The organism is Streptomyces sp. NBC_00876, from assembly GCF_045207435.1.
GTDB lineage: Bacteria > Actinomycetota > Actinomycetes > Streptomycetales > Streptomycetaceae > Streptomyces.
Genome location: NZ_CP108800.1, coordinates 3,628,372 through 3,649,318 on the forward strand (window position 1 = coordinate 3,628,372; position 20,947 = coordinate 3,649,318).

21 protein-coding genes are annotated in these 20,947 nt (G+C 70.7%); 10 read left to right on the forward strand and 11 right to left on the reverse strand.

The window, feature by feature from the left end; translation table 11 throughout:
• Positions 1-48 precede the first annotated feature (48 nt).
• Positions 49-1,161 carry a DUF5937 family protein gene (locus tag OG782_RS15895; RefSeq protein ID WP_406451431.1) on the forward strand — a complete coding sequence of 371 codons (1,113 nt, stop codon included), beginning with the start codon at positions 49-51 and terminating at the stop codon, positions 1,159-1,161.
• 24 nt (positions 1,162-1,185) lie between these two features.
• On the opposite strand, the gene OG782_RS15900 is transcribed toward OG782_RS15895, so the two are convergent.
• Genes OG782_RS15900 through OG782_RS15910 form a run of 3 tightly spaced genes read right to left on the reverse strand, consistent with a single transcriptional unit; the run spans position 1,186 to position 3,737 of the window.
• A complete protein-coding gene (locus tag OG782_RS15900; RefSeq protein ID WP_406451433.1) occupies positions 1,186-1,794 on the reverse strand; it encodes an AAA family ATPase in 609 nt (202 codons plus the stop codon).
• A 3-nt stretch (positions 1,795-1,797) separates the two neighbouring features.
• Positions 1,798-2,472 (reverse strand): response regulator, encoded by a 675-nt coding sequence (locus OG782_RS15905; protein ID WP_406451435.1) that lies wholly within the window; start codon positions 2,470-2,472, stop codon positions 1,798-1,800.
• A 53-nt stretch (positions 2,473-2,525) separates the two neighbouring features.
• Complete coding sequence (locus tag OG782_RS15910) at positions 2,526-3,737, reverse strand: sensor histidine kinase (RefSeq protein WP_406451437.1); 1,212 nt, start codon at positions 3,735-3,737, stop codon at positions 2,526-2,528.
• A gap of 96 nt (positions 3,738-3,833) precedes the next feature.
• Here OG782_RS15910 and OG782_RS15915 point away from each other — a divergent pair, with 96 nt between their 5' ends.
• Together OG782_RS15915 and OG782_RS15920 are read left to right on the forward strand one after the other, a co-directional pair.
• Complete coding sequence (locus OG782_RS15915) at positions 3,834-4,826, forward strand: SAM-dependent methyltransferase (protein ID WP_406451439.1); 993 nt, start codon at positions 3,834-3,836, stop codon at positions 4,824-4,826.
• A 59-nt stretch (positions 4,827-4,885) separates the two neighbouring features.
• Positions 4,886-6,028, forward strand: coding sequence for an NADH-quinone oxidoreductase subunit D (locus OG782_RS15920; protein ID WP_406451441.1), 1,143 nt, complete (start codon positions 4,886-4,888; stop codon positions 6,026-6,028).
• Positions 6,029-6,049: 21 nt separating this feature from the next.
• Here OG782_RS15920 and OG782_RS15925 read toward each other — a convergent pair whose 3' ends face one another.
• The 4 genes from OG782_RS15925 to OG782_RS15940 all read right to left on the reverse strand — a co-directional run bounded on the left by OG782_RS15925 (position 6,050) and on the right by OG782_RS15940 (position 9,608).
• Positions 6,050-7,066 (reverse strand): hypothetical protein, encoded by a 1,017-nt coding sequence (locus tag OG782_RS15925; protein ID WP_406451443.1) that lies wholly within the window; start codon positions 7,064-7,066, stop codon positions 6,050-6,052.
• Between the two features lie 103 nt (positions 7,067-7,169).
• On the reverse strand, positions 7,170-8,147 hold the full coding sequence (locus OG782_RS15930) for an ABC transporter substrate-binding protein (RefSeq protein ID WP_406451445.1): 978 nt from the start codon (positions 8,145-8,147) through the stop codon (positions 7,170-7,172).
• A gap of 69 nt (positions 8,148-8,216) precedes the next feature.
• On the reverse strand, positions 8,217-8,891 hold the full coding sequence (locus OG782_RS15935) for an ABC transporter permease (RefSeq protein ID WP_406451447.1): 675 nt from the start codon (positions 8,889-8,891) through the stop codon (positions 8,217-8,219).
• A 3-nt stretch (positions 8,892-8,894) separates the two neighbouring features.
• A complete protein-coding gene (locus tag OG782_RS15940) occupies positions 8,895-9,608 on the reverse strand; it encodes an ABC transporter permease (RefSeq protein ID WP_406451449.1) in 714 nt (237 codons plus the stop codon).
• A 130-nt stretch (positions 9,609-9,738) separates the two neighbouring features.
• Here OG782_RS15940 and OG782_RS15945 point away from each other — a divergent pair, with 130 nt between their 5' ends.
• Positions 9,739-10,926: a betaine/proline/choline family ABC transporter ATP-binding protein gene (locus OG782_RS15945; RefSeq protein ID WP_406451451.1), complete on the forward strand. Its 1,188-nt coding sequence runs from the start codon at positions 9,739-9,741 to the stop codon at positions 10,924-10,926.
• A gap of 173 nt (positions 10,927-11,099) precedes the next feature.
• Here OG782_RS15945 and OG782_RS15950 read toward each other — a convergent pair whose 3' ends face one another.
• Positions 11,100-12,221, reverse strand: coding sequence for an alpha/beta hydrolase (locus tag OG782_RS15950; RefSeq protein ID WP_406451453.1), 1,122 nt, complete (start codon positions 12,219-12,221; stop codon positions 11,100-11,102).
• Positions 12,222-12,361: 140 nt separating this feature from the next.
• Here OG782_RS15950 and OG782_RS15955 point away from each other — a divergent pair, with 140 nt between their 5' ends.
• The 6 genes from OG782_RS15955 (at position 12,362) to OG782_RS15980 (ending at position 17,298) form a co-directional block, all read left to right on the forward strand.
• Positions 12,362-14,203 carry a phosphatidylglycerol lysyltransferase domain-containing protein gene (locus OG782_RS15955; protein ID WP_406451455.1) on the forward strand — a complete coding sequence of 614 codons (1,842 nt, stop codon included), beginning with the start codon at positions 12,362-12,364 and terminating at the stop codon, positions 14,201-14,203.
• Between the two features lie 93 nt (positions 14,204-14,296).
• Complete coding sequence (gene folP, locus OG782_RS15960) at positions 14,297-15,094, forward strand: dihydropteroate synthase (protein WP_406459101.1); 798 nt, start codon at positions 14,297-14,299, stop codon at positions 15,092-15,094.
• Positions 15,091-15,573, forward strand: a complete 483-nt coding sequence (locus tag OG782_RS15965) for a nuclear transport factor 2 family protein (protein ID WP_406451457.1) — start codon at positions 15,091-15,093, stop codon at positions 15,571-15,573. The genes folP and OG782_RS15965 overlap by 4 nt, the downstream gene beginning before the upstream one ends.
• A 212-nt stretch (positions 15,574-15,785) precedes the next feature.
• Positions 15,786-16,145: a dihydroneopterin aldolase gene (folB, locus tag OG782_RS15970; protein ID WP_406451459.1), complete on the forward strand. Its 360-nt coding sequence runs from the start codon at positions 15,786-15,788 to the stop codon at positions 16,143-16,145.
• The gene (gene folK, locus OG782_RS15975; protein WP_406451461.1) at positions 16,142-16,753 is read left to right on the forward strand and encodes a 2-amino-4-hydroxy-6-hydroxymethyldihydropteridine diphosphokinase; all 612 of its coding nucleotides are present in this window, start codon (positions 16,142-16,144) and stop codon (positions 16,751-16,753) included. The genes folB and folK overlap by 4 nt, the downstream gene beginning before the upstream one ends.
• A gap of 62 nt (positions 16,754-16,815) precedes the next feature.
• A complete protein-coding gene (locus OG782_RS15980; RefSeq protein ID WP_406451463.1) occupies positions 16,816-17,298 on the forward strand; it encodes a DUF3180 domain-containing protein in 483 nt (160 codons plus the stop codon).
• A 46-nt stretch (positions 17,299-17,344) separates the two neighbouring features.
• Here the strand turns inward: OG782_RS15980 and folE are convergent, their stop codons facing one another.
• The 3 genes from folE to hpt form a co-directional block, all read right to left on the reverse strand.
• The gene (gene folE / locus OG782_RS15985) at positions 17,345-17,950 is read right to left on the reverse strand and encodes a GTP cyclohydrolase I FolE (RefSeq protein WP_406451465.1); all 606 of its coding nucleotides are present in this window, start codon (positions 17,948-17,950) and stop codon (positions 17,345-17,347) included.
• 148 nt (positions 17,951-18,098) lie between these two features.
• Entirely contained in the window at positions 18,099-20,123 is a 2,025-nt protein-coding gene (gene ftsH / locus OG782_RS15990; protein WP_406451467.1) for an ATP-dependent zinc metalloprotease FtsH, read from the reverse strand.
• Between the two features lie 239 nt (positions 20,124-20,362).
• On the reverse strand, positions 20,363-20,902 hold the full coding sequence (gene hpt, locus OG782_RS15995; RefSeq protein ID WP_037777945.1) for a hypoxanthine phosphoribosyltransferase: 540 nt from the start codon (positions 20,900-20,902) through the stop codon (positions 20,363-20,365).
• Positions 20,903-20,947: the final 45 nt, after the last annotated feature.

The following is a 20,947-nucleotide window of genomic DNA, read 5'->3' on the forward strand; positions in this document are numbered from 1 at the left end:
ATCGGCGACCCGGCCGGACCGGGGACCCCTCACCATGGAGGGGTGAGCGTGAGCATCGACATCGCGGGACTCGACCCCCGGCACATCGTCTTCGAGACCTCCCCCCTCGTCGAGCTGGGGGTGGCTCTGCACGCCCTGTCCGAGCCGGGGCACCACCCGGGGCTGCACGGCTGGACGACCGCCACCACCACGGCCCTCGAACCCGATCTGGCCGACCGGTTGCACGAGGCCGAGTTCCTGTGGCGGAACACCTTCTCGGACATCTTCATGCCGTTCGCCGGGGTCCGCGGCGGTGACGGCAGGACGGGCGCCGACCTCGCCGAGGAGCTGGACATCCTCGACCGGCTGGACGACGAACGGTTCGTCTCCGCGGCTCTGGAGTTCACCTGCGCCAACCTGTACGGGACCGGTGCGGCCTCTCCCCTGCGCGACGCGGGCATGCGGGCCCGGGCCCTGGACATGGCGGCGGCACGCGGCCCGCAGCAGGTCGAGTTCACCCAGCGGCTGCTGGCCGACCCCGCACCCGTACGCCGCTGGATCCGGCGCCTGTTCGAGGACTGCGACCAGGCGTTCTTCGCGGACACCTGGCGGCGGGTGCGCGTCCAGCTGGTCGCCGACGCGCGGCACAAGACGGATCTGCTGCGTCACAAGGGGCTCGACGAGGCGCTGAGCGCGGTGTCCGCCGCGCTCTCGGTCGACGAGGGCGGGAAGCGGATCAGCGTCGACAAGCTGAGCGAGGGCGCGACGGACGCCACCGATCCCGCCGTCGGCCCCGGGCTCACGCTCATCCCGACGAGCTTCGGCTGGCCGCATCTGATGGTGCTGCACGCCCCGGGCTGGCGACCGGTGATCCACTACCCGGTGCACCGGCCCGAACTCCCCTCCCCCGCCTCCGTCGAGCTGCTCCGGCTGCGGATGGAGGCGCTGGCCCATCCGATGCGGATGCGGCTGTGCCGCAACATCGGCCGCTCGCCGTACACGACAGGGGAGCTAGCCGACACGAACGGGATCACGGCCCCCGAGGTCTCCCGCCATCTCGCCGTGCTCAAGAAGGCCGGCCTGGTCACGACCCGGCGCCGCGGCCGGTACGTCCTGCACCAGCTGGACCTGACCGCGGTGGCGCGGCTCGGCAGCGACTTCCTGGAGGGGATCCTGCGCTGAGGCCGGGGCGGTGCGGCCGGCGGGTCAGTCGAACCGGATGTGCCGGATCCCCGTCCAGGCCCGCCGCACCCGGTGCCGCAGTGCGCTGTCGGTGTCCGGCAGCAGGGTAAGACCCACCGATCCGGCGATCCGGTCGGCGACCTGCGGGACCGTCAGCCGGTCGGTACGGATGTGCTCGGCGAACTCCGGGGACTCGAGCCGCTCCAGGCAGTGGTCCAGTTTCGCGACGGCGAAGCTCTCGCGCTTCAGCCCGCGCCCGAGCCCCCGCTCGCTCAGCCGGCGCAGCACCGTGGCGCGCTCGGCGAGCAGGGCGAAGTGGTGCACCGGGTGCCCGTCCTCCCGCAGCCGTCCGACGACCTCGTCGAAGTAGCCGGCGTCGACCAGGGTCATCGGGGCGATCACCGTGCCCGGATGCTCGCGCAGCGCGAGGTCCAGCATGTCGCGTACCCCCTGCCGCCAGGCCGGCAGGTCCTGGAAGTCGCCGCGCAGCGCGGGCGGCAGCATCCGGTGCAGCCCGAAGCCGACGCGCTCCGGGTCGCACACCACGCTGCCGGGCAGCCGCCGCTGCAGCTCGTACGCCGTCTGGGTCTTGCCGCCGCCGAACGGGCCGTTGACCCACACCAGGGCGCCCATCGTTCAGCCAGCCCCGCCGCCGGCGCGCACCAGCCCGGTCTCGTACGCGAGGACGACGACCTGCACCCGGTCACGCAGGCCCAGCTTGGTCAGGATGCGGCCGACATGCGTCTTCACGGTCGCCTCGGAGAGCACCAGGCGCCCCGCGATCTCGCCGTTCGACAGGCCCTGGGCGACCAGCAGCATCACCTCGCGTTCCCGCTCGGTGAGCTTGGCGACGTCCTTGTGCTGAGGCTCGGCCGTGCCGCTGGGCAGCAACGGCGAGAAGCGGTCCAGGAGCCGGCGGGTGGTGGACGGGGCGACGACGGCGTCGCCGCTGTGCACGGAGCGGATCGCGGCGAGCAGTTCGCCCGGCGGCACATCCTTGAGCATGAAGCCGCTGGCCCCGGCCTTCAGCCCGGAGAAGGCGTACTCGTCGAGGTCGAACGTCGTCAGGATGAGCACCTTGGGGGCATCGGGCTGCGCACAGATGCGGCGGGTGGCCTCGACGCCGTCCAGCCGGGGCATGCGTACGTCCATCAGCACCACGTCCACGGCGGTGGCGCGGAGATTCTCGATCGCCTCCGCACCGTCGCCCGCCTCGGCGACGACCTCCATGTCGGGCTGCGCGGCGAGCACCATCCGGAAGCCGGTGCGCAGCAGCACCTGGTCGTCGACGAGCATCACGCGGATCGCCATGGGTCCCTGTCTCCTGTTCGTTCTGCGGTCGGTCGGACGTCGGACATTCCCGGTCAGGCGGCCTTGAGCGGCAGCAGCGCGCTGATCCGGAATCCGCCGCCGGGCCGCGGTCCCGCGTCCAGCGTGCCACCGACCATGCCGACCCGTTCGCGCATTCCGATCATGCCGTGGCCCGCGCCGTCGGCGCCGCCGTCCTCGTACAGCTCGTGCGCCGCGCCCCGGCCGTCGTCCTCCACCAGCAGGCCGAGCCCGTCGTCGAAGTAGACCAGCCGCACGCTGGCCCCGGCGTTCGGACCGCCGTGCTTGCGCGTGTTGGTCAGGGCCTCCTGCACGATGCGGTACGCGGTCAGCTCGACGCCGCTGGGCAGCGGGCGCGGGGTGCCCTCGACCTTGAAGTCGACGGCCAGCCCGGAGGTTCTGACCTGGTCGATCAGGTCCTCGATCTGCTCCACGTCGGGCTGCGGAACGTACTCCCCGCTCTCCCGGGTGTCGCCCGTGCGCAGCACGCCGAGCAGCCGCCGCATCTCCGCGAGCGCCTGCCTGCCGGTGCTGGAGATGGTCTCCAGCGCCTGCCGGGCCTGATCGGGAGCCGCGTCCATGACATAGGCGGCACCGTCGGCCTGCACCACCATCACCGAGACGTTGTGCGCGACGACATCGTGGAGTTCGCGGGCGATACGGGCCCGCTCGGCGGCCACCGCGACCTTCGACTGGGCCTCGCGCTCCCGCTCCAGCCGGGCGGCGCGCTCCTCCAGCTGGTCGAAGTAGGCCCGCCGGGTCCGCATCGAGTCGCCGAGCACCCAGGCCAGCACGAACGGCACCGTCAACACGACGACGAGGAACACCGTCTGCGCCCAGCTGCGCGGCTGCTCCGTCTCCGGCCAGCGGAGCTGGGAGATCGTGGCCGCGCACAGACTGCAGACCAGGGCGAGCCGGGACGCCCAGCGCTCCCCGACGGTGGCCACGGTGAAGGTGATCACCAGCATGGCGAAGTTCGCGACGGTCGGTCTGACCCCGAACACCAGCTGGACGACGCCCATCGCGATGGCGAGCAGCAGCATCTTCTCGGGTGCGCGCCGGCGCAGTGCGACGACGGCGCAGAGGCCGATGACGACCGGCACGATGGCGATGCGCTCACCGGCGCCGCCGCCGCGGCCGGCATCGCCCACCACGATCGTCATGCCGGAGAGCCCGAGGAGGAAGACCGCCCAGAAGCAGTCGACGCCCGTCGGGTGTCTGCGGATGAAGTCGTAGAGGAGCTGCACGTAACCCAGCGTAGGGACAGCCAAGGGGTGCCGGGGTCAGCCGAAGGGCCGATCCGGTTTCGGAGACCGTACTCCCCAAGGTGGAGACTTGGATACGTGACGGATGAGTGGCGTGGGTGGCAGGAGGCGGCCGAGACCGCTTTGTACGGAGACAGGGGTTTCTACCGGCGTCCCGAGGGGCCCGCGGGCCATTTCCGTACCTCCGTGCACGCTTCCGGGCTGTTCGCCGCGGCCGTCGCCCGGCTGCTGGTCAGGACGGCCGGCGAGCTCGGGACCTCGTCCGTGGACCTGGTGGATCTGGGGGCGGGGCGCGGAGAGCTGTCGGCGGGGGTGCTCGCGGCGCTGCCGGCCGAGGGCGGCGGCGGCCTCGCGGTACGGGCGTACGCCGTGGAGCTCGCCGCACGCCCGCCCGGCCTGGACCCACGGGTGGAGTGGTGCGCGGAGCCGCCGCACGGCGTGCGCGGGCTGCTGTTCGCCAATGAGTGGCTGGACAATGTGCCGGTGCCGGTCGCCGAGACGGACCCGGACGGCGTCGAGCGGTACGTCCAGGTGCGGACGGCCGACGGGGCGGAGCGGCTGGGCGGTCCGGTGAGCGGGGCGGACGCGCGGTGGCTGCGCCGCTGGTGGCCGTCGGCGGGGCCGGGCAGCCGGGCGGAGATCGGCCGCCCGCGCGACGAGGCGTGGGCGCGTGCGGTGTCCACGCTGGCCGGCGGGCTGGCGGTGGCGGTGGACTACTGCCACGTACGGGAGGAGCGGCCGCCGTTCGGCACGCTGACCGGTTTCCGTGCGGGGCGCGAGGTGCGGCCGGTACCGGACGGCAGCTGCGACCTCACCTCGCACGTGGCGCTGGACGCGTGCGCGGCGGCGGGCGGCCCGGCCGCGCGGATCAGCACCCAGCGCGAGGCGCTGCGGGAGCTGGGCGTCGACGGGGAACGGCCGCCGCTGTCCCTGGCGTCGAGCGACCCGTCCGGATACCTGCGGGCACTGGCCGGCGCGGGCGAAGCGGCGGAGCTGACCGCCCGCGGCGGCCTGGGCGACTTCGGCTGGCTGACGCAACGAGTGGGCCCTCTCAGCCCCTGGGGCGATTGAGGAGCGGGGGTCCGGGGGCAGCGCCCCCGCAATCGCGCCCGCAGGCAATACTGTCCCCCATGACGGAGACGACAGTCGGCATCGGCGGCGCGGCGGAGAGCACCGACATGGTGCTCAACATCGGCCCGCAGCACCCCTCCACGCACGGCGTGCTCCGTCTGCGGATCGTCCTGGACGGCGAACGCATCCAGCAGGCCGAACCGGTCATCGGCTATATGCACCGCGGCGCGGAGAAGCTCTTCGAGGCCCGCGACTACCGGCAGATCGTGATGCTCGCCAACCGCCACGACTGGCTCTCGGCGTTCTCCAACGAGCTGGGCGTCGTGATGGCCGTCGAGCGCATGCTCGGCATGGAGGTCCCGGAGCGCGCGGTCTGGACCCGCACCCTGCTCGCCGAGCTGAACCGGGTCCTGAACCATCTGATGTTCCTCGGTTCGTACCCGCTGGAACTCGGCGGGATCACCCCGGTGTTCTACGCGTTCCGGGAGCGCGAGGAGCTCCAGGCCGTGATGGAGGAGGTCTCCGGCGGCCGGATGCACTACATGTTCAACCGGGTCGGCGGGCTGAAGGAGGACCTGCCGGCGGGCTGGCTCGGCCGTGCCCGGGACGCCGTCGCCTCGGTCCGGTCCCGGATGGACGTCTACGACAAGCTGGTGCTCGGCAACGAGATCTTCCGGGGCCGTACCCGCGGAGTGGGGGTGCTGTCGGCCGAGGCCGTACACGCCTACGGGGTGTCCGGGCCGATCGCCCGCGCCTCGGGCGTCGACTTCGACCTGCGGCGCGACGAGCCGTATCTCGCGTACGGGGAACTCCAGGACACCCTGAAGGTCGTCACCCGCACCGAGGGCGACTGCCTGGCCCGGTTCGAGTGCCTGCTGGACCAGACGCACAACGCCCTGGACCTGGCGGACGCCTGCCTGGACCGGATGGCGGACCTGGCCCCCGGTCCGATCAACCAGCGGCTGCCCAAGGTCCTCAAGGCCCCCGAGGGCCACACCTACGCCTGGACCGAGAATCCGCTCGGGGTCAACGGCTACTACCTGGTGTCCAAGGGCGAGAAGACCCCGTACCGGCTGAAGCTCCGCTCCGCGTCGTTCAACAACATCCAGGCACTCACCGAACTGCTGCCGGGCACGCTCGTCGCCGACATGGTGGCGATCCTGGGTTCGCTGTTCTTCGTCGTGGGCGACATCGACAAGTAGCCGGCTGCCGCCTGTTCCGTCCTACGAGATCGCGCTGCGCAACTCCGCCACGTCCAGCTGCTCGGTCTCGTCGTGTGCGGTCAGGTCGATGACCTTGCCGACGGCCCGGTTCTCGGCCGTGCCCGTGCGGTGCGCGGCCAGCGCCTCCTCGCCCACCACGTCGGCGAGGTCCTCGTTCTGTACGGACTCGATGGCGGCGTGCGCCTTCTGCGTACCGAAGAAGTCGAAGCTGCCCTGCGGCACCAGGTGGCGACGGGACGCGGCGTAGGGAACGACCGCGCTGGCGGCGGGCACCGGACGCGGGGCGGGCAGTGCCGGGGCGGGCCGCGTCGCGGGCAGGGCGGCCGCCGGACGGCGGTGCTGCTCGGCGCCCTTCCCGGAGCCGCCGGCCGCCGCGTGCCTGCCCTGCGCTTCCTCGGGCTCTCGGGCCCGCTCCGCGAGATCGCGCTTCCTGGCCTCCTCGGCGGTGCGCCGGGCCTGCTGGAGCGCCCCGTTGCGCGTGAGGTCGTCGAGAGCCTGGGCGGCCCGCAGATACGCGGACAGCGTGGGCGTGCTGCGTGCGGCGGGCAGTTCGCGGGGCGCCGCCGCCTCCAGCGCGAGCTGCCGGCGGCTCTCCAGCACGCTGGCGCGCTCGGTCTCGGCGTTGGCGTACCGGCGCAGCAGTGCGGCATGCTCACCGCGCAGGCCCGCGAGCTCGACCCGCTTGCGGCGCAGCTTGGTCTCCAGACGGGCGCGCAGCTCGCGCGACTCCTCCAGATCGGTTTCCAGCTCCGCCACGCGCTCCTCGGCGCGCCATTCGTCACTGGCGCGGGCGCGGGTCAGCTCCGCGACGCGACGGCCCGCCTCGCGGTCCCAGCTGCGCATCAGGAACGCGCCGGTGACGGCGGCGGCCGCCGCGGCGGCGACCAGTCCGCGCAGGACCAGCGGCTCGGCGAGCAGCCAGGCTCCCGCGGCACAGACGACCGAGGCCCCGGCGACGGCCGAGGGCGGAAGGATTCTGTGCAGAGGTGGGGAATGGCGATGGCGTCCACGTGGCATGGCCCGAAATTTACCGTGCGTACGGGGTGCTTGGGAGGCCGCCCGGCAATCTGTTCCCCGCCAGTTACCTGACGGCCCCCGAACCACCCATTCCGGTCCTGCTCTACTTCTTGATCAGATCCTTCGACCGAAGGTATTCCTTGGCCACATCGGCGGGTTTGGCACGCTCGGCGTCGACCTTGCGGTTCAGCTCCGCGAGATCCTGTGTGGTGAGTGCGGCGGTGAGCTTGCCGAGCGCGTCGGCGATGTCCTGGGCGCCGGCGTCCTCGGCATTGACGACGGGCAGTACGTTGTCCGCGTTCTGGAGCTTCTTGTCGTCGTCCAGGAAGACCAGGCCGAAGCTGTCCAGCACCGCGTCCGTGGTGGTGGTGAGGACCAGCTGGTCCTTGCCGTCCTTGACCGCCTGCTTGGACTGCGGGGTGCCGACGCCCTTCGGGTCGATGCCGGTGACGTCGATGCCGTACGTCTTCTTCAGCCCGGGTGCGCAGAAGGGCCGCACCTCGCATTCGTCGCCGGCCGCGATCTTCACCTTGATCTTGGAAGCGCCGAGATCCGAAAGGGTCTTGAGCTTGTTCTTGTCGGCGAATTCCTTCGTGACCGCGAAGGCGTTCTGGTCGACCGCCCGGCCGGCCGGCAGCACCTTCAGCCCGCGCGGAGTGGCGAGCTTCTCCAGAGCGGCGACCGTGGCCGCGGTGTCGCCCGAGGCGACCGGCTTCGACTCGGCCGCCTTCGCGCCGTTCACCTTGGCGTTGAGGAATTCGGCGATCGTCGCCGCGTATTCGGGTACGACGTCGATCTCGCCCTTCTCCAGCGACGGTTCGTAGAGTTCACGGTTCTTCACCGTGGTGATCGAGGTGCTGTATCCGGCGTCGCCGAGAATCTGGGCGTACAGCTCGGCGAGCACCTTGGACTCGGTGAAGGCGGCGGCGCCGACGACGAGCGACCCCTTCTTCCCCGAGTCGGTGTCCCCGGCGGCTCCGCCCTTGTCCTTCTCCAGGCTGTCGCCGCCGCAGGCGGCGAGCGAGCCCGCGAGCGCGACGATGCCGATGACCGCGCCGGCTATGCGCGAGGTCCTGCTCATGTTGTTCTCCGTCCACGGCAACGAGGCCATATGCGTTCAGCGTTATCGGTTACGTGAGCCGGCCGGGCGTCATGCCGTCCGGCGCCGGCGCAGCGGCGACAGGATCCGGTCGAGGCCGGCCAGGGCCGCCTCCACCAGCAGGGCGAGCACGGCGACCAGCAGTGCCCCCGCCACCACCTGCGGGGTGTTGTACGTGTTGAATCCGGCGGTGATGATCCGGCCGAGGCCGCCCTGGCCGACCATCGCGGCGATCGTCGCCGTGGCCACGACCTGGACCGCGGCCGACCGCAGCCCGGTCATGATCATCGGGTAGGCCAGCGGGAGCTCTACGCGTACGAAGAGCTGGCCGCCCGACATGCCCATCCCGCGCGCGGCCTCCGCCACCGAACGGTCCACCTCCGTCATCCCGACGTAGGCGTTGGTCAGCAGCGGCGGCACGGCGAACAGCACCAGGGCGATGATCGTCGGCACATATCCCGCGTTGCGCAGCGGCGAGACCATGAAGAGGGCCAGCACCGCGAAGACCGGGACGGCCCGCCCCACGTTGGAGATGTTGACGGCCAGCGCACCCCCCTTCCCGATGTGTCCCAGGTACAGGGCGATGGGCAGCGCGATGGCGCAGGACAGGGCGAGCGCCACCCCGCTGACGTACAGATGCTCGCCGAGCCGGTGGGCCACCCCGCTCTCCCCCGACCAGTTGGCGCCGGTGGTGAGCCAGGTCCAGGCCTCGCCGAGAACTCCCATGAATCAGACCGCCTTCACCGTGCCGGCCGTGCCCGCGGCGTCGCGGGCGCCGGATATCCGGGTCCAGGGGGTCAGCAGCCGCTGGACCCCGAGCAGCAGCAGATCGGCGACCACCGCGAGCAGCACACAGAGCACCGATGCGGCCAGCACCTGGGCCTTGAAGAAGCTCGGCAGGGCGTCGTCGATGAGGTTGCCCAGGCCGCCCCGTCCGACGATCGAGCCGACTGTCGTCAGCGCGACCGTGGACACCGTGGCGATCCGGACGCCGGCCATCAACGCGGGCATCGCCAGGGGAAGTTCGACCTCCCACAGCAGGCGGACCGGCCCGTAGCCCATGCCGCGCGCGGCCTCCTTCGCCTCCTGCGGCACCGCTTGAAGCCCCGCCAGGATGTTCCGCACGAGGATGGTCAGCGAATACAGCACGAGCCCGGTGACGACGAGGGCCGCGGAGAGACCGAACAGCGGAAGCAGCAGCGAGAACATCGCGAGCGAAGGCACCGTGTAGAGCACCGTCGTCAGCCCCAGGACCGGTCCCGCGAAGCGCCGGCCGCGGCGGGCGAGCAGCGCCAGCGGAAATGCCACGGCGACACCGATCGCCACCGAGACCGCGGTGATCCAGATGTGCTGGACCGTCGCATCGGTCAACTCCTGGCTGCGGGAACGGAGATACTCCCCGCAGATCCAGTCGTTCGTCACCAGGCAGTTCTGCGCGGCCATCCGTCCCCCACCTCCCGGTCACCTTCTCGTACTGATGTCCGGCGAGCCTATCCTCGACCACTGACAATCGCCGAGGCCGTTGTATTCCAGCAACATGTCCTTCACAGAACACGCGCCACAATGGGGAACCATGATCCGTTTCGAGCACGTCACCAAGCGGTATGCGGACGGCACCACCGCCGTCGACGACCTTTCCTTCGAGGTCGCCGAGGGTGAACTGGTCACGCTCGTCGGACCGTCGGGCTGTGGCAAGACGACCACCATGAAGATGGTGAACCGGCTGATCGAGCCGACCGAGGGCCGGATATTCCTCGACGGGGACGACATATCCGCCATCGACCCCGTCCGGCTGCGCCGCCGTATCGGCTATGTGATCCAGCAGGTGGGCCTGTTCCCGCACCGTACGGTTCTGGAGAACACCGCGACCGTCCCCCATCTCCTGGGCTGGAAACGCGGAAAGGGCCGGGCCCGCGCCGCGGAACTCCTCGACCTGGTCGGACTTGATCCTTCCGTTTATGGCGACCGGTATCCGGAACAGCTCTCCGGCGGTCAGCGCCAACGCGTGGGCGTGGCACGGGCACTGGCGGCCGACCCGCCGGTCCTGCTGATGGACGAGCCTTTCGGCGCGGTCGACCCGGTGGTCAGGGAACGGCTTCAGAACGAATTCCTGAAGCTCCAGGAGCAGGTCCGCAAAACCGTCCTCTTCGTCACGCACGACATCGAGGAAGCCGTCCGCCTCGGCGACCGGATCGCCGTCTACGGGCAGGGCTCGATCGAGCAGTTCGACTCGCCCGCCACCGTGCTCGGCGCCCCCGCCACCGGATATGTCGCGGATTTCGTCGGTGCGGACCGCGGGCTCAAGCGCCTCTCGGTCACGCCCATCGAGGAGAGCGACCTCGACCGCCCGCCGGTCGTCCACCTCGACGACCCGCTGGCCGCGGCGACGAAGCGGCTGCGCGCGGAGGGGGCCCGGTGGGCCGTGGTGCTGGACGGCGACGACCATCTGCACGGCTGGATCCCGGCCGATGACACGCTCACCGGGGCCACGGGCACGGTCCGGGAGCACGCCCGCCGGATGGAGGCCTGGCTGCCCGTCGGCGCCCCGCTCAAGCAGGCGTTCGCCACCATGCTCCAGCACGACGCCGGCTGGATCGCGGTCATCGACGAGGAGAGCGCGGGCCGGTTCCTCGGCGTGCTCACCCCGGCCCGGCTCCACGAGGCGCTGCGCCGCTCGGTCAACGCGGACGACCGGGCCGTGCCGCGCGCCGAGGTGGCCGTCGAGAGCGTGGCGGGCGTCGCGAAGACCGCGGGCCGCTGACGGGTCCCCGTCCGGACGGACGGACCCGGCCCCCGGGTGCCGAGACGGCGCCGCCCCCGGCGAGGCCGCCCGCCGCCCGCGGCCTACGCGGGCGCCAACCCGGACAGCCCGGCCGCAGCCCGCCGGGGCCGAGGCGGCGCCACCCCGGACAGGCCCCGGCCGCCGTCCGCCGGTCAGTTCTCGCTGAGCCGGCTGCTCATCCACTCCAGGGCCGCGGGGATCTCCCGGCGCCAGGTGTTGAAGTTGTGCCCGCCGCTGTCGAGCACGATCGACGAGACCTGGGCGGGCCGGTGCACCTTGGCCACGAACTGCCGCGTGGCCAGGTAGTTCGCCTCACCGTGGCGGGAGGTCGTCACCAGGAAGGACGAGTCCGGCTGCGGCCCGTGGTCCAGCGTCCACAGCAGGTCGGCGCGGTTGCGCGCCGCCTCGTCGCCGTGGAAGAGGTCGCCGGTCGTCGGGTCCTCGGCCGCCTTGTAGTACGCGGACAGCCCCGCGCTCGCGGTGAACCGGGAGGGATGGTGCAGCCCGATCTTCAGCGCGCAGTAGCCGCCGGTCGAATTGCCGATGATCCCCCAGTTACGGGAGTGCCGGCCGATCCGGTAGGCCGCCGAGACCGTCCGGGGCAGATCGTCCGCGAAGAACGTCTCGGTCTTCGGACCACCCTGTATGTCCACGCACTCGGTGTCGCGGGGCGGCGCCAGCGTCGGGCGCATCATCACCAGGATCATGGGCTGCGCCCGGCCCGCCCTCACCCGCTCGAGTGCCGTCTGCGGGTACTGCAGCCCCTTGATGAGGTTCTCCGAGGTGCCCGGATAGCCGGTGAGCACCACGAGCGCCGGGAATTTCCGCCGGGCGTACGCCGGCTGGAAGTACTCCGGCGGCAGGTACACGTACGCCGAACTCTCGATCCCCGAATGCCGCCCCGCGATGACGACCTTGTCGATCCGGCCGCCCACAGCGGGCCGCGAACCGCCCGGCACGTCCGGGCGCTGCGTTCCCACCCGGACGATGTTCTTCGCGGCCAGCGTGCCCGCGGCATGGTCGGTGACCACGCCCAGCTCCTGTTTACGGCCGAACAGATCGGCCCAGGAGCCGTAGAACAGGAACGAGTTGTTGGCCATCAGCCCGACGGAGACGAAGACCGCCACCTGGGTCGACAGCAACAGTCCCACCCTGCCGAACACGGCGGAGACACTGCGCCGGGCCAGCCTGGGCCACCACCAGACCGTGACGGCGAACAGCACGACGGCCAGCGCGATCGCCAGGATCAGCACGGCGTTACCGGTAAGGCCCATGACGGGTGAACTTTCTTGTCAGGAAATTTCCGGTCCCTGGGTGAACCCGCGCACCGGAAGCCTCGTCCTAGAGGTCGCACATCGTCCGCAGGGCTCCGGCCGACGGACTCCAAGAATCTCTCGCGGAACCACGGGAAGCGATGTCTGTCACGCTAGATGGGGATAAATCGGGATCGGTTCCGGTTGGCGCACGCGCTTTCGTGCGCGGACCGCGGCCCGAATCCGTGCCGGCGCTCGTCGGCAGCGCCTGCGCGGCCGTCGGCCTGGTCGACGTCGCCGCCGGGGTCTTCCCGCGCTTCCGGCACAGCCGGATGCACACCCTCGCCGAGGTGCTCCCAGGAGCCCTCGGCCCGTTCGCCGCAGCGCTCTCGCTGAGCGCCGGCGTCCTGCTGCTGCTCCTGGCCCATGGTCTCAAACGGCACAAACGAAGGGCCTGGCGGGCCTCCGTCGTCCTTCTCCCGGCCGGGGCGCTGGCCCAGTTCGTCTACCGGCACTCGGTCCTGGGCACCATCGTCTCGCTGACGCTGTGTTATCTCCTGGTACGCCACCGGAGTGAATTCGACGCGCTTCCCGACCCACGCAGCCGTTGGAGGGCCCTGGCCAACTTCGTCCTCCTCGGCGCGGGTTCGCTCGGCCTCGGTCTGGTCATCGTCAGCGTCCACCCCGGCCGCCTGGTCGGGAACCCCAGCATCGCCGACCGGCTCCAGCACGTGCTGTACGGGCTGTTCGGCTTCGAGGGCCCGGTCGAATACGCCGGTGACACCTCCTGGACCGTGGCCTACTCGCTGGGCGCGCTCGGCCTGCTGACCGCGGTCACCACCATCTACCTGGCGTTCCGCCCCGAGCACCCGGCCGCCCGCCTCACCGAGGACGACGAGGCCCGGCTGCGCGCACTGCTCGAGCGGCACGGCAGCCGCGACTCGCTGGGCCACTTCGCGCTCCGCCGCGACAAGGGCGTGGTCTTCTCGCCCAGCGGCAAGGCTGCGGTCTGCTACCGGGTGGTGTCCGGGGTGATGCTGGCCAGCGGCGACCCGATCGGCGACGTGGAGGCCTGGCCCGGCGCCATCGAACGCTTCATGGACGAGGCCAGGGCGCACTCCTGGACCCCGGCCGTGATGGGCTGCAGCGAGACCGGCGGCGAGGTCTGGACCCGTGAGACCGGCCTCGACGCCCTGGAGCTCGGCGACGAGGCGGTGGTGGATGCCGCGGATTTCTCGCTCGCCGGACGCGCGATGCGCAACGTACGCCAGATGGTGAAGCGCATTGAGCGCGGCGGCTACGAGACCCGGGTCCGGCGCGTGGCCGACATCGGCGAGGCGGAGCTGGCCCGCATCCGGCGGGCCGCCGCCGACTGGCGCGGCACCGACAACGAGCGCGGGTTCTCCATGGCGCTCGGCCGGATCGGCGACGGCGCCGACGGGGACTGCTTCGTCGCCACCGCCCACAAGGCCGACGACCGGAGCGACGATTCCCCGTACGGCGATCTGAAGGCCGTGCTCCACTTCGTCCCCTGGGGCACCGACGGCATGTCCCTCGACCTCATGCGCCGTGACCGGGCCGCCGACCCCGGGATGAACGAACTCCTGATCGTCGCCTCCCTCCAGGCCGCGCCCCGGCTCGGCATCACCCGGGTCTCGCTGAACTTCGCGATGTTCCGCTCCGCCCTGGCCCGCGGCGAGAAACTGGGCGCCGGACCGGTGCTGCGGGTCTGGCGCGGTCTGCTGATCTTCCTCTCGCGCTGGTTCCAGATCGAGTCGCTGTACAAGTTCAACGCCAAGTTCCGGCCCCGCTGGGAGCCACGGTTCGTGGTCTACCGCACCGCCCGCGACCTGCCCCGGATCTCGCTGGCCGCCATGCAGGCCGAGGGCTTCGTCAGCTTCGCGCTCCCCCGTCCCCTGGCCCGCCGGCTGCCGGGGGGCGGCCGGCGGCCCTGTCCCCATGTGCGGACCGCTGCGGGGGAGCACAGCGCCCACCCGGCGTGACCCCGCCCCGTACGGGCCTACGCTGGTCGTATGAGTACGTTGCATGGACGAGGCACGGTCCAGGGCCTGCCGGAGTGGGACCGCTGTGCGGTCATGGGTGTCGTCAACGTGACCCCCGACTCCTTCTCCGACGGGGGCCGCTGGTTCGACACCACCACGGCCGTCAAGCACGGTCTCGATCTGGTCGGCGAGGGCGCCGACCTGGTCGATGTCGGCGGTGAGTCGACCCGCCCCGGCGCGAGCCGGGTGGACGAGTCCGAGGAGCTGCGGCGCGTGGTCCCGGTGGTCCGCGGACTGGTCGCGGAAGGGGTCACGGTCTCCGTGGACACCATGCGGGCCCGGGTCGCCGAGCAGGCCGTCGCCGCGGGCGCGGTCCTGGTCAACGACGTGAGCGGCGGGCTGGCCGACCCGGACATGGTCCCGGTCGTCGCCGCCGCCGCGGTGCCCTTCGTCGTCATGCACTGGCGGGGGTTCAGCGAGTCCATGAACAGCCGGGCGGTCTACGGGGACGTCGTCGCCGAGGTCGTCGACGAGCTCCGGACCCGGATGGACGCCGTGGTGGCGGGGGGTGTCGCCCCCGAACGGATCGTGATCGACCCGGGCCTGGGCTTCGCCAAGGACGCCGCCCACGACCTGTCGCTCATCGCCCGCCTGGACGCGCTGCACGCCCTCGGGCGCCCACTGCTGGTCGCGGCCTCCCGCAAGCGGTTCCTGGGCCATGTGCTGGCCGGTGAGGGCGCCGCCCCGCCGCCCGCCCGCGAGCGCGACGCGGCCACCGCCGCGGTCTCCGCCCTCTCCGCCCGCGCCGGCGCCTGGGCCGTCCGGGTCCACGAGGTCCGGGCCACCGCCGACGCCGTACGGGTCGCCCGCGCCATCGAAGGAGCCGCGTGAACGAGCCGCAGGACGAGCACGCGGCCGCGGCCGCGGACATCGAGGCGGTCGAGCAGGCCAACACCGCCTTCTACGAAGCGATGGAACGCGGGGACCTCGACGCGCTGACCGCGATCTGGCTGCCCGGCGACGACCTCACCATCTCCTGCGTCCACCCCGGCTGGCCGGTGCTCAGCGGACGCGGCGAGGTGCTGCGCAGTTACGCCCTGATCATGGCGAACACCGAGTACATCCAGTTCTTCCTGACGGATGTCGGGGTCTCCATGACGGGCGACACCGCTCTGGTGACCTGCACCGAGAACATCCTCAGCGGCGGCCCGGCCGAGGAGGGCAGCTCGCTGGGGCCGCTCGTCGGCCAGCTCGTCGTCGCGACCAATGTGTTCCGCCGCACTCCGGACGGCTGGAAGCTCTGGTCCCACCACGGCTCTCCCGTACTGTCCGAAACCGGTGAGGACGAGGACGAAGACTCCTCCGCCTGAGGGGGTACAAGGCCCGTAGAGGCCCGAAAGACAGCCCGGTGGGGTTGGAACCGGGCACATCGGGGTATCAGCGGCTACCAGTCCCGTGCTGCCGTGTCCATAGCCCCCGCGGGGGAGGACTGTCGGTGCTCGCAGGTAGATTCAAAAACGGGCAGGCGGCCGCCCGCACGCGGTTGTGTGCCCCTACGACAACAACAGCAGGAGTGATTCGCGTGGATCGTGTCGCGCTGCGCGGCCTCAAGGCCCGTGGGCACCATGGCGTCTTTCCCCGGGAACGGGAAGAGGGACAGACGTTCATCGTGGACCTGGTGCTCGGCCTGGACACCCGCCCCGCGGCAGCCGCCGACGACCTGGCGAAGACCGTGCACTACGGCGTGGTCGCCGAAGAGGTCGTCGATGTCGTCCAGGGCGAACCGGTCGATCTGATCGAGACGCTCGCGGAGCGCATCGCCCAGCAGTGCCTCAAGCACGAAGGCGTCCAGGAGGTGGAGGTCGTGGTGCACAAACCCGACGCGCCCATCACCGTCCCGTTCGACGACGTCACCATCACCATCACCCGGAGCCGAGCATGACTGCATTTTCTACCGAGGGGCAGAGCGACCCGACCGTACAGCCGGTGCCCGCCTCCGTGGTCGAGCAGGTGGACGCCGCGGACATCACCCTCTCCAACCCCAAACGAGCCGTGATCTCCCTGGGCTCCAACCTCGGAAACCGTCTGGAGACCCTCCAGGGCGCCATCGACGCCCTGGAGGACACCCCGGGCCTCCGGGTCAAGGCGGTCTCCCCGGTGTACGAGACGGAGCCCTGGGGCGTCGACCCCGGTTCCCAGCCCTCGTACTTCAACGCGGTCATCGTCGTGAAGACGACGCTGCCCCCGTCCTCCCTGCTGGAGCGCGGCCAGGCCATCGAGGAGGCCTTCGACCGGGTCCGCGAGGAGCGCTGGGGTCCGCGCACCATCGACGTCGACATCGTGGCGTACGCCGATGTGGTCTCCGACGACCCGGTGCTCACCCTCCCTCACCCCCGGGCCAGTGAGCGGGCGTTCGTCCTGGTCCCGTGGCACGACGTGGATCCCGAGGCCCAGCTGCCCGGTATCGGCCCGGTCGCCGATCTGCTGGCCGGTGTCGGCAGCGGAGGCGTACTGCCGCGGGCCGACCTGGAACTCCGGCTGCCCGAGTAGTCGTTAGGCTCACAGAGACAGACAGACGGACAGTCCACAGGCGGCGAAGGGCGGCTCACGCGGTGAAGCAACTACGGCTCGGAGTACTGGCCGGCCTCTTCGCCGCCGCCGGGGTGCTGTCCTGGGGCGGCGCCCGCCTCTGGGACTCCCTCGGCACCCTGCCGGGCGTGCCGCTGGCCGCACCCATCGTGCTCGCGGTCATCGCCGTGGTCCTGCTGGCCACGGCGCTGTCCATCCGTTCCCGGCTGCGCGCCCAGCGGGAGCGCCGGCCGGGAGCCAAGGGCGTCGAACCGCTGATGGCGGCCCGCGCCGTGGTCTTCGGCCAGGCCAGCGCTCTCGTCGTCGCCCTGGTCTCCGGGATGTACGGCGGCACGGGCGTGTTCCTGCTCGGCTCCCTCGACATGCCGGCCCGCCGCGATCAGGCCATCTACGCCGGCTTCGCGGTCCTGGCCGGCATCGCGGTGATCGCGGCGGCCCTGTTCCTGGAGCACGTCTGCAAGCTCCCGGACGACGAGGACGACAACAAGAACGCGGCAGCGGCGTAGGAGCCGTCCCGCCGGAGGGCCGCCCGTTCCCGTCCCTGCCGGGGCGTCAGCGCGCCATGATCAGGCTCATGGCCTCGGCGCGCGTCGCGGGGTCGCGGAGCTGTCCGCGGACCGCCGAGGTCAGCGTCTTCGCTCCGGGCTTGCGGATTCCCCGCATCGACATGCACATGTGCTCGCACTCCACGACGACGACGACGCCGCGCGGCTCCAGGATCTCCATCAGGGACTCGGCGATCTGCGTGGTGAGCCGCTCCTGGACCTGCGGACGGCGGGCGTAGACGTCCACCAGCCGGGCCAGCTTCGACAGCCCGGTGATCTTGCCGCTGGTCGCCGGGATGTACCCCACGTGCGCCACCCCGTGGAACGGCACCAGATGGTGTTCACACGTACTGAACACCTCGATGTCCTTGACCAGCACCATCTCGTCGTGACCCAGGTCGAACGTGGTCGTCAGGACGTCCTCCGGCGCCTGGTACAGGCCCGCGAAGATCTCCTTGTACGCCCGCGCCACCCGCCCCGGCGTCTCCCGCAGCCCTTCCCGGTCCGGGTTCTCCCCGACGGCGAGGAGGAGCTCGCGTACGGCCGCCTCGGCCCGCTTCTCGTCGAACTCGCCGATCGGTCCCTGGCCGTCCAGCGTCACCGGGTCGGTCATCTGTGCCTCGTTCCTTCAACTGTCAGTTGCGTGGACATTCGCGCAGATATACGAAAGCCGCGCCCCCACAGGCTAAAACCTGGGGGGCGCGGCTTCCATTCCGGACCGGTTGCAGCCCCCGTGACAGGGGCCACATCCGAATCGGTGACTAGCTCTCGGGACGCTCCTCGGGGATCGTCTCGGTTGCCGGGACGATGTCCGTGACCGAGCCGTTCGCCGTGGTGGCGCCGTTGGTGAGGGCGAGCTCCTTCGGGGAGAGCACCGGCGGCCGGGTGGACGGCGTGCGCCGGGCGGAGCCGGTCCACGCCGGACGGGCCGGACGCTTGACGATCGGAGCGAAGATCTCGGCGATCTCCGCCTTGCCGAGGGTCTCCTTCTCAAGGAGCTGGAGAACCAGGGCGTCCAGAACGTCGCGGTTCTCGACGAGGATCTCCCACGCGTCGTTGTGCGCGGTCTCGATGAGCTTCTTGACCTCTTCGTCGACCAGCGCGGCGACCTCTTCCGAGTAGTCGCGCTGGTGGCCCATCTCGCGGCCCACGAAGGGCTCGGTGTTGTCGCCACCGAACTTGATGGCGCCGAGCCGCTCGGTCATGCCGTACTGCGTGACCATCGCGCGGGCCGTTGCCGTGGCCTTCTCGATGTCGTTCGCAGCGCCGGTGGTCGGGTCGTGGAAGACCAGCTCCTCGGCCGCGCGCCCGCCCAGCATGTAAGCCAGCTGGTCGAGCATCTCGTTGCGCGTCGTGGAGTACTTGTCCTCCTCCGGGAGCACCATCGTGTAACCGAGGGCGCGGCCGCGGGAGAGGATCGTGATCTTGTGGACCGGGTCCGACTGAGGTGAGGCCGCCGCGACCAGGGCGTGTCCGCCCTCGTGGTACGCGGTGATCTTCTTCTCCTTCTCGGACATGATCCGGGTCCGCTTCTGCGGACCCGCCACGACGCGGTCGATGGCCTCGTCGAGCATGTTGTTGTCGATGAGCTTCAGATTGCCGCGCGCCGTGAGGAGCGCCGCTTCGTTCAGCACGTTCGACAGGTCGGCACCGGTGAAGCCGGGCGTACGACGGGCGACGGCGCCGAGATCGACGTCCGGTGCGACCGGCTTGCCCTTCTGGTGGACCTTGAGGATCTCCAGACGGCCCAGCATGTCCGGCCGGTCGACCGCGATCTGCCGGTCGAAACGGCCCGGGCGCAGGAGCGCCGGGTCGAGGATGTCGGGCCGGTTCGTGGCGGCGATCAGAATGACGCCACCCTTCACGTCGAAGCCGTCCATCTCCACGAGCAGCTGGTTGAGGGTCTGCTCGCGCTCGTCGTGCCCGCCGCCCATACCGGCACCGCGGTGCCGGCCGACTGCGTCGATCTCGTCGACGAAGACGATCGCCGGGGCGTTCGCCTTGGCCTGCTCGAAGAGGTCACGGACACGGGAGGCACCGACACCGACGAACATCTCGACGAAGTCGGATCCGGAGATCGAGTAGAACGGGACGCCCGCCTCGCCGGCGACGGCGCGTGCGAGCAGCGTCTTGCCCGTACCGGGAGGCCCGTACAGCAGGACACCCTTGGGGATCTTGGCGCCGACGGCCTGGAACTTCGCCGGCTCCTGGAGGAACTCCTTGATCTCGTGGAGCTCCTCGACCGCCTCGTCCGAGCCCGCCACGTCGGCGAACGTCGTCTTGGGGGTGTCCTTGGTGATCAGCTTGGCCTTGGACTTGCCGAACTGCATGACCTTGGAGCCGCCACCCTGCATCTGGTTCATCAGAAACAGGAAGACGACCACGATGAGGACGAAGGGCAGCAGCGAGAAGAGGATCGAGACGAACGGGGACTGCTTCGACGGCGAGACGGTGTAACCCTTCTCGATGTCACCGCTCTCGAACTTCTTCTGCAGCGTGTCGGCCAGCTCGACGCCCTGGTTGCCGATGTAGCTCGCCTGGAACTTGCTGCCGGACTCGCCGGAGAGTTTCTGGCCGTCCTTCAGCTCAATCTTGAGGATTTGATCGTCACCGGTGGTCAGCTTGGCCTGCTCCACCTGGTTCTTGCTGATCGCCTGGATCACCTTGCCGGTGTCCACCGTCTTGTAGCCGCCGGACGAGCCGACGACCTGCATCAACACGACCACGGCGAGGACGGCCAGCACGATCCACATGACCGGCCCACGGAAGTATCGCTTCACGTCCATCCATACGGAGCGAAGTCGCCCCGTCCCTCCTGCCCGTAGGTAAATGCTGCTGTGAGTTAAGACTGTTCTTCGGACGGTACCTCAGCATTGTCACCGACGAGCGTCGGGGACGTCTGTCAAACCCGCCTTCGAAGGCTCAACGGCGGGAAATCGGTGAGGGTTCCCCGGACTCCGTGCGGGTTGGGCCGCGTTCGCTCCGGGCTGTGCGCCGCGGGTGCGGCCCGGCCGGCCCGCGGCGGTCAGCCGCCGTAGACGTGCGGGGCGAGGGTGCCGACGAAGGGCAGGTTGCGGTACTTCTCCGCGTAGTCCAGCCCGTAGCCGACGACGAACTCGTTGGGGATGTCGAAGCCGACCCACTTGCAGTCGAGCGCGACCTTCGCCGCGTCCGGCTTGCGCAGCAGGGTGCAGATCTCCAGCGAGGCGGGCTCGCGCGAGCCCAGGTTCGACATCAGCCAGGACAGGGTCAGACCCGAGTCGATGATGTCCTCGACGATCAGGACGTGCTTGCCCTTGATGTCGGTGTCCAGGTCCTTGAGGATCCGGACGACACCGGAGGACTGGGTGCCCGCGCCGTACGACGAGACGGCCATCCAGTCCATCGTGACGGGGGTGGACAGCGCGCGCGCCAGGTCCGCCATGACCATCACCGCGCCCTTGAGGACTCCGACGAGGAGCAGGTCCTTGCCCGCGTACTCCGCGTCGATCTTCGCGGCCAGTTCGACGAGCTTCGCGTCGATCTCTTCCTTGGTGAGGAGCACCGACTGAAGGTCGGTGCCCATGTCCTTCTCGTTCACCCGCGTCTCTTTCTTTGCCTGCCGGGTCCG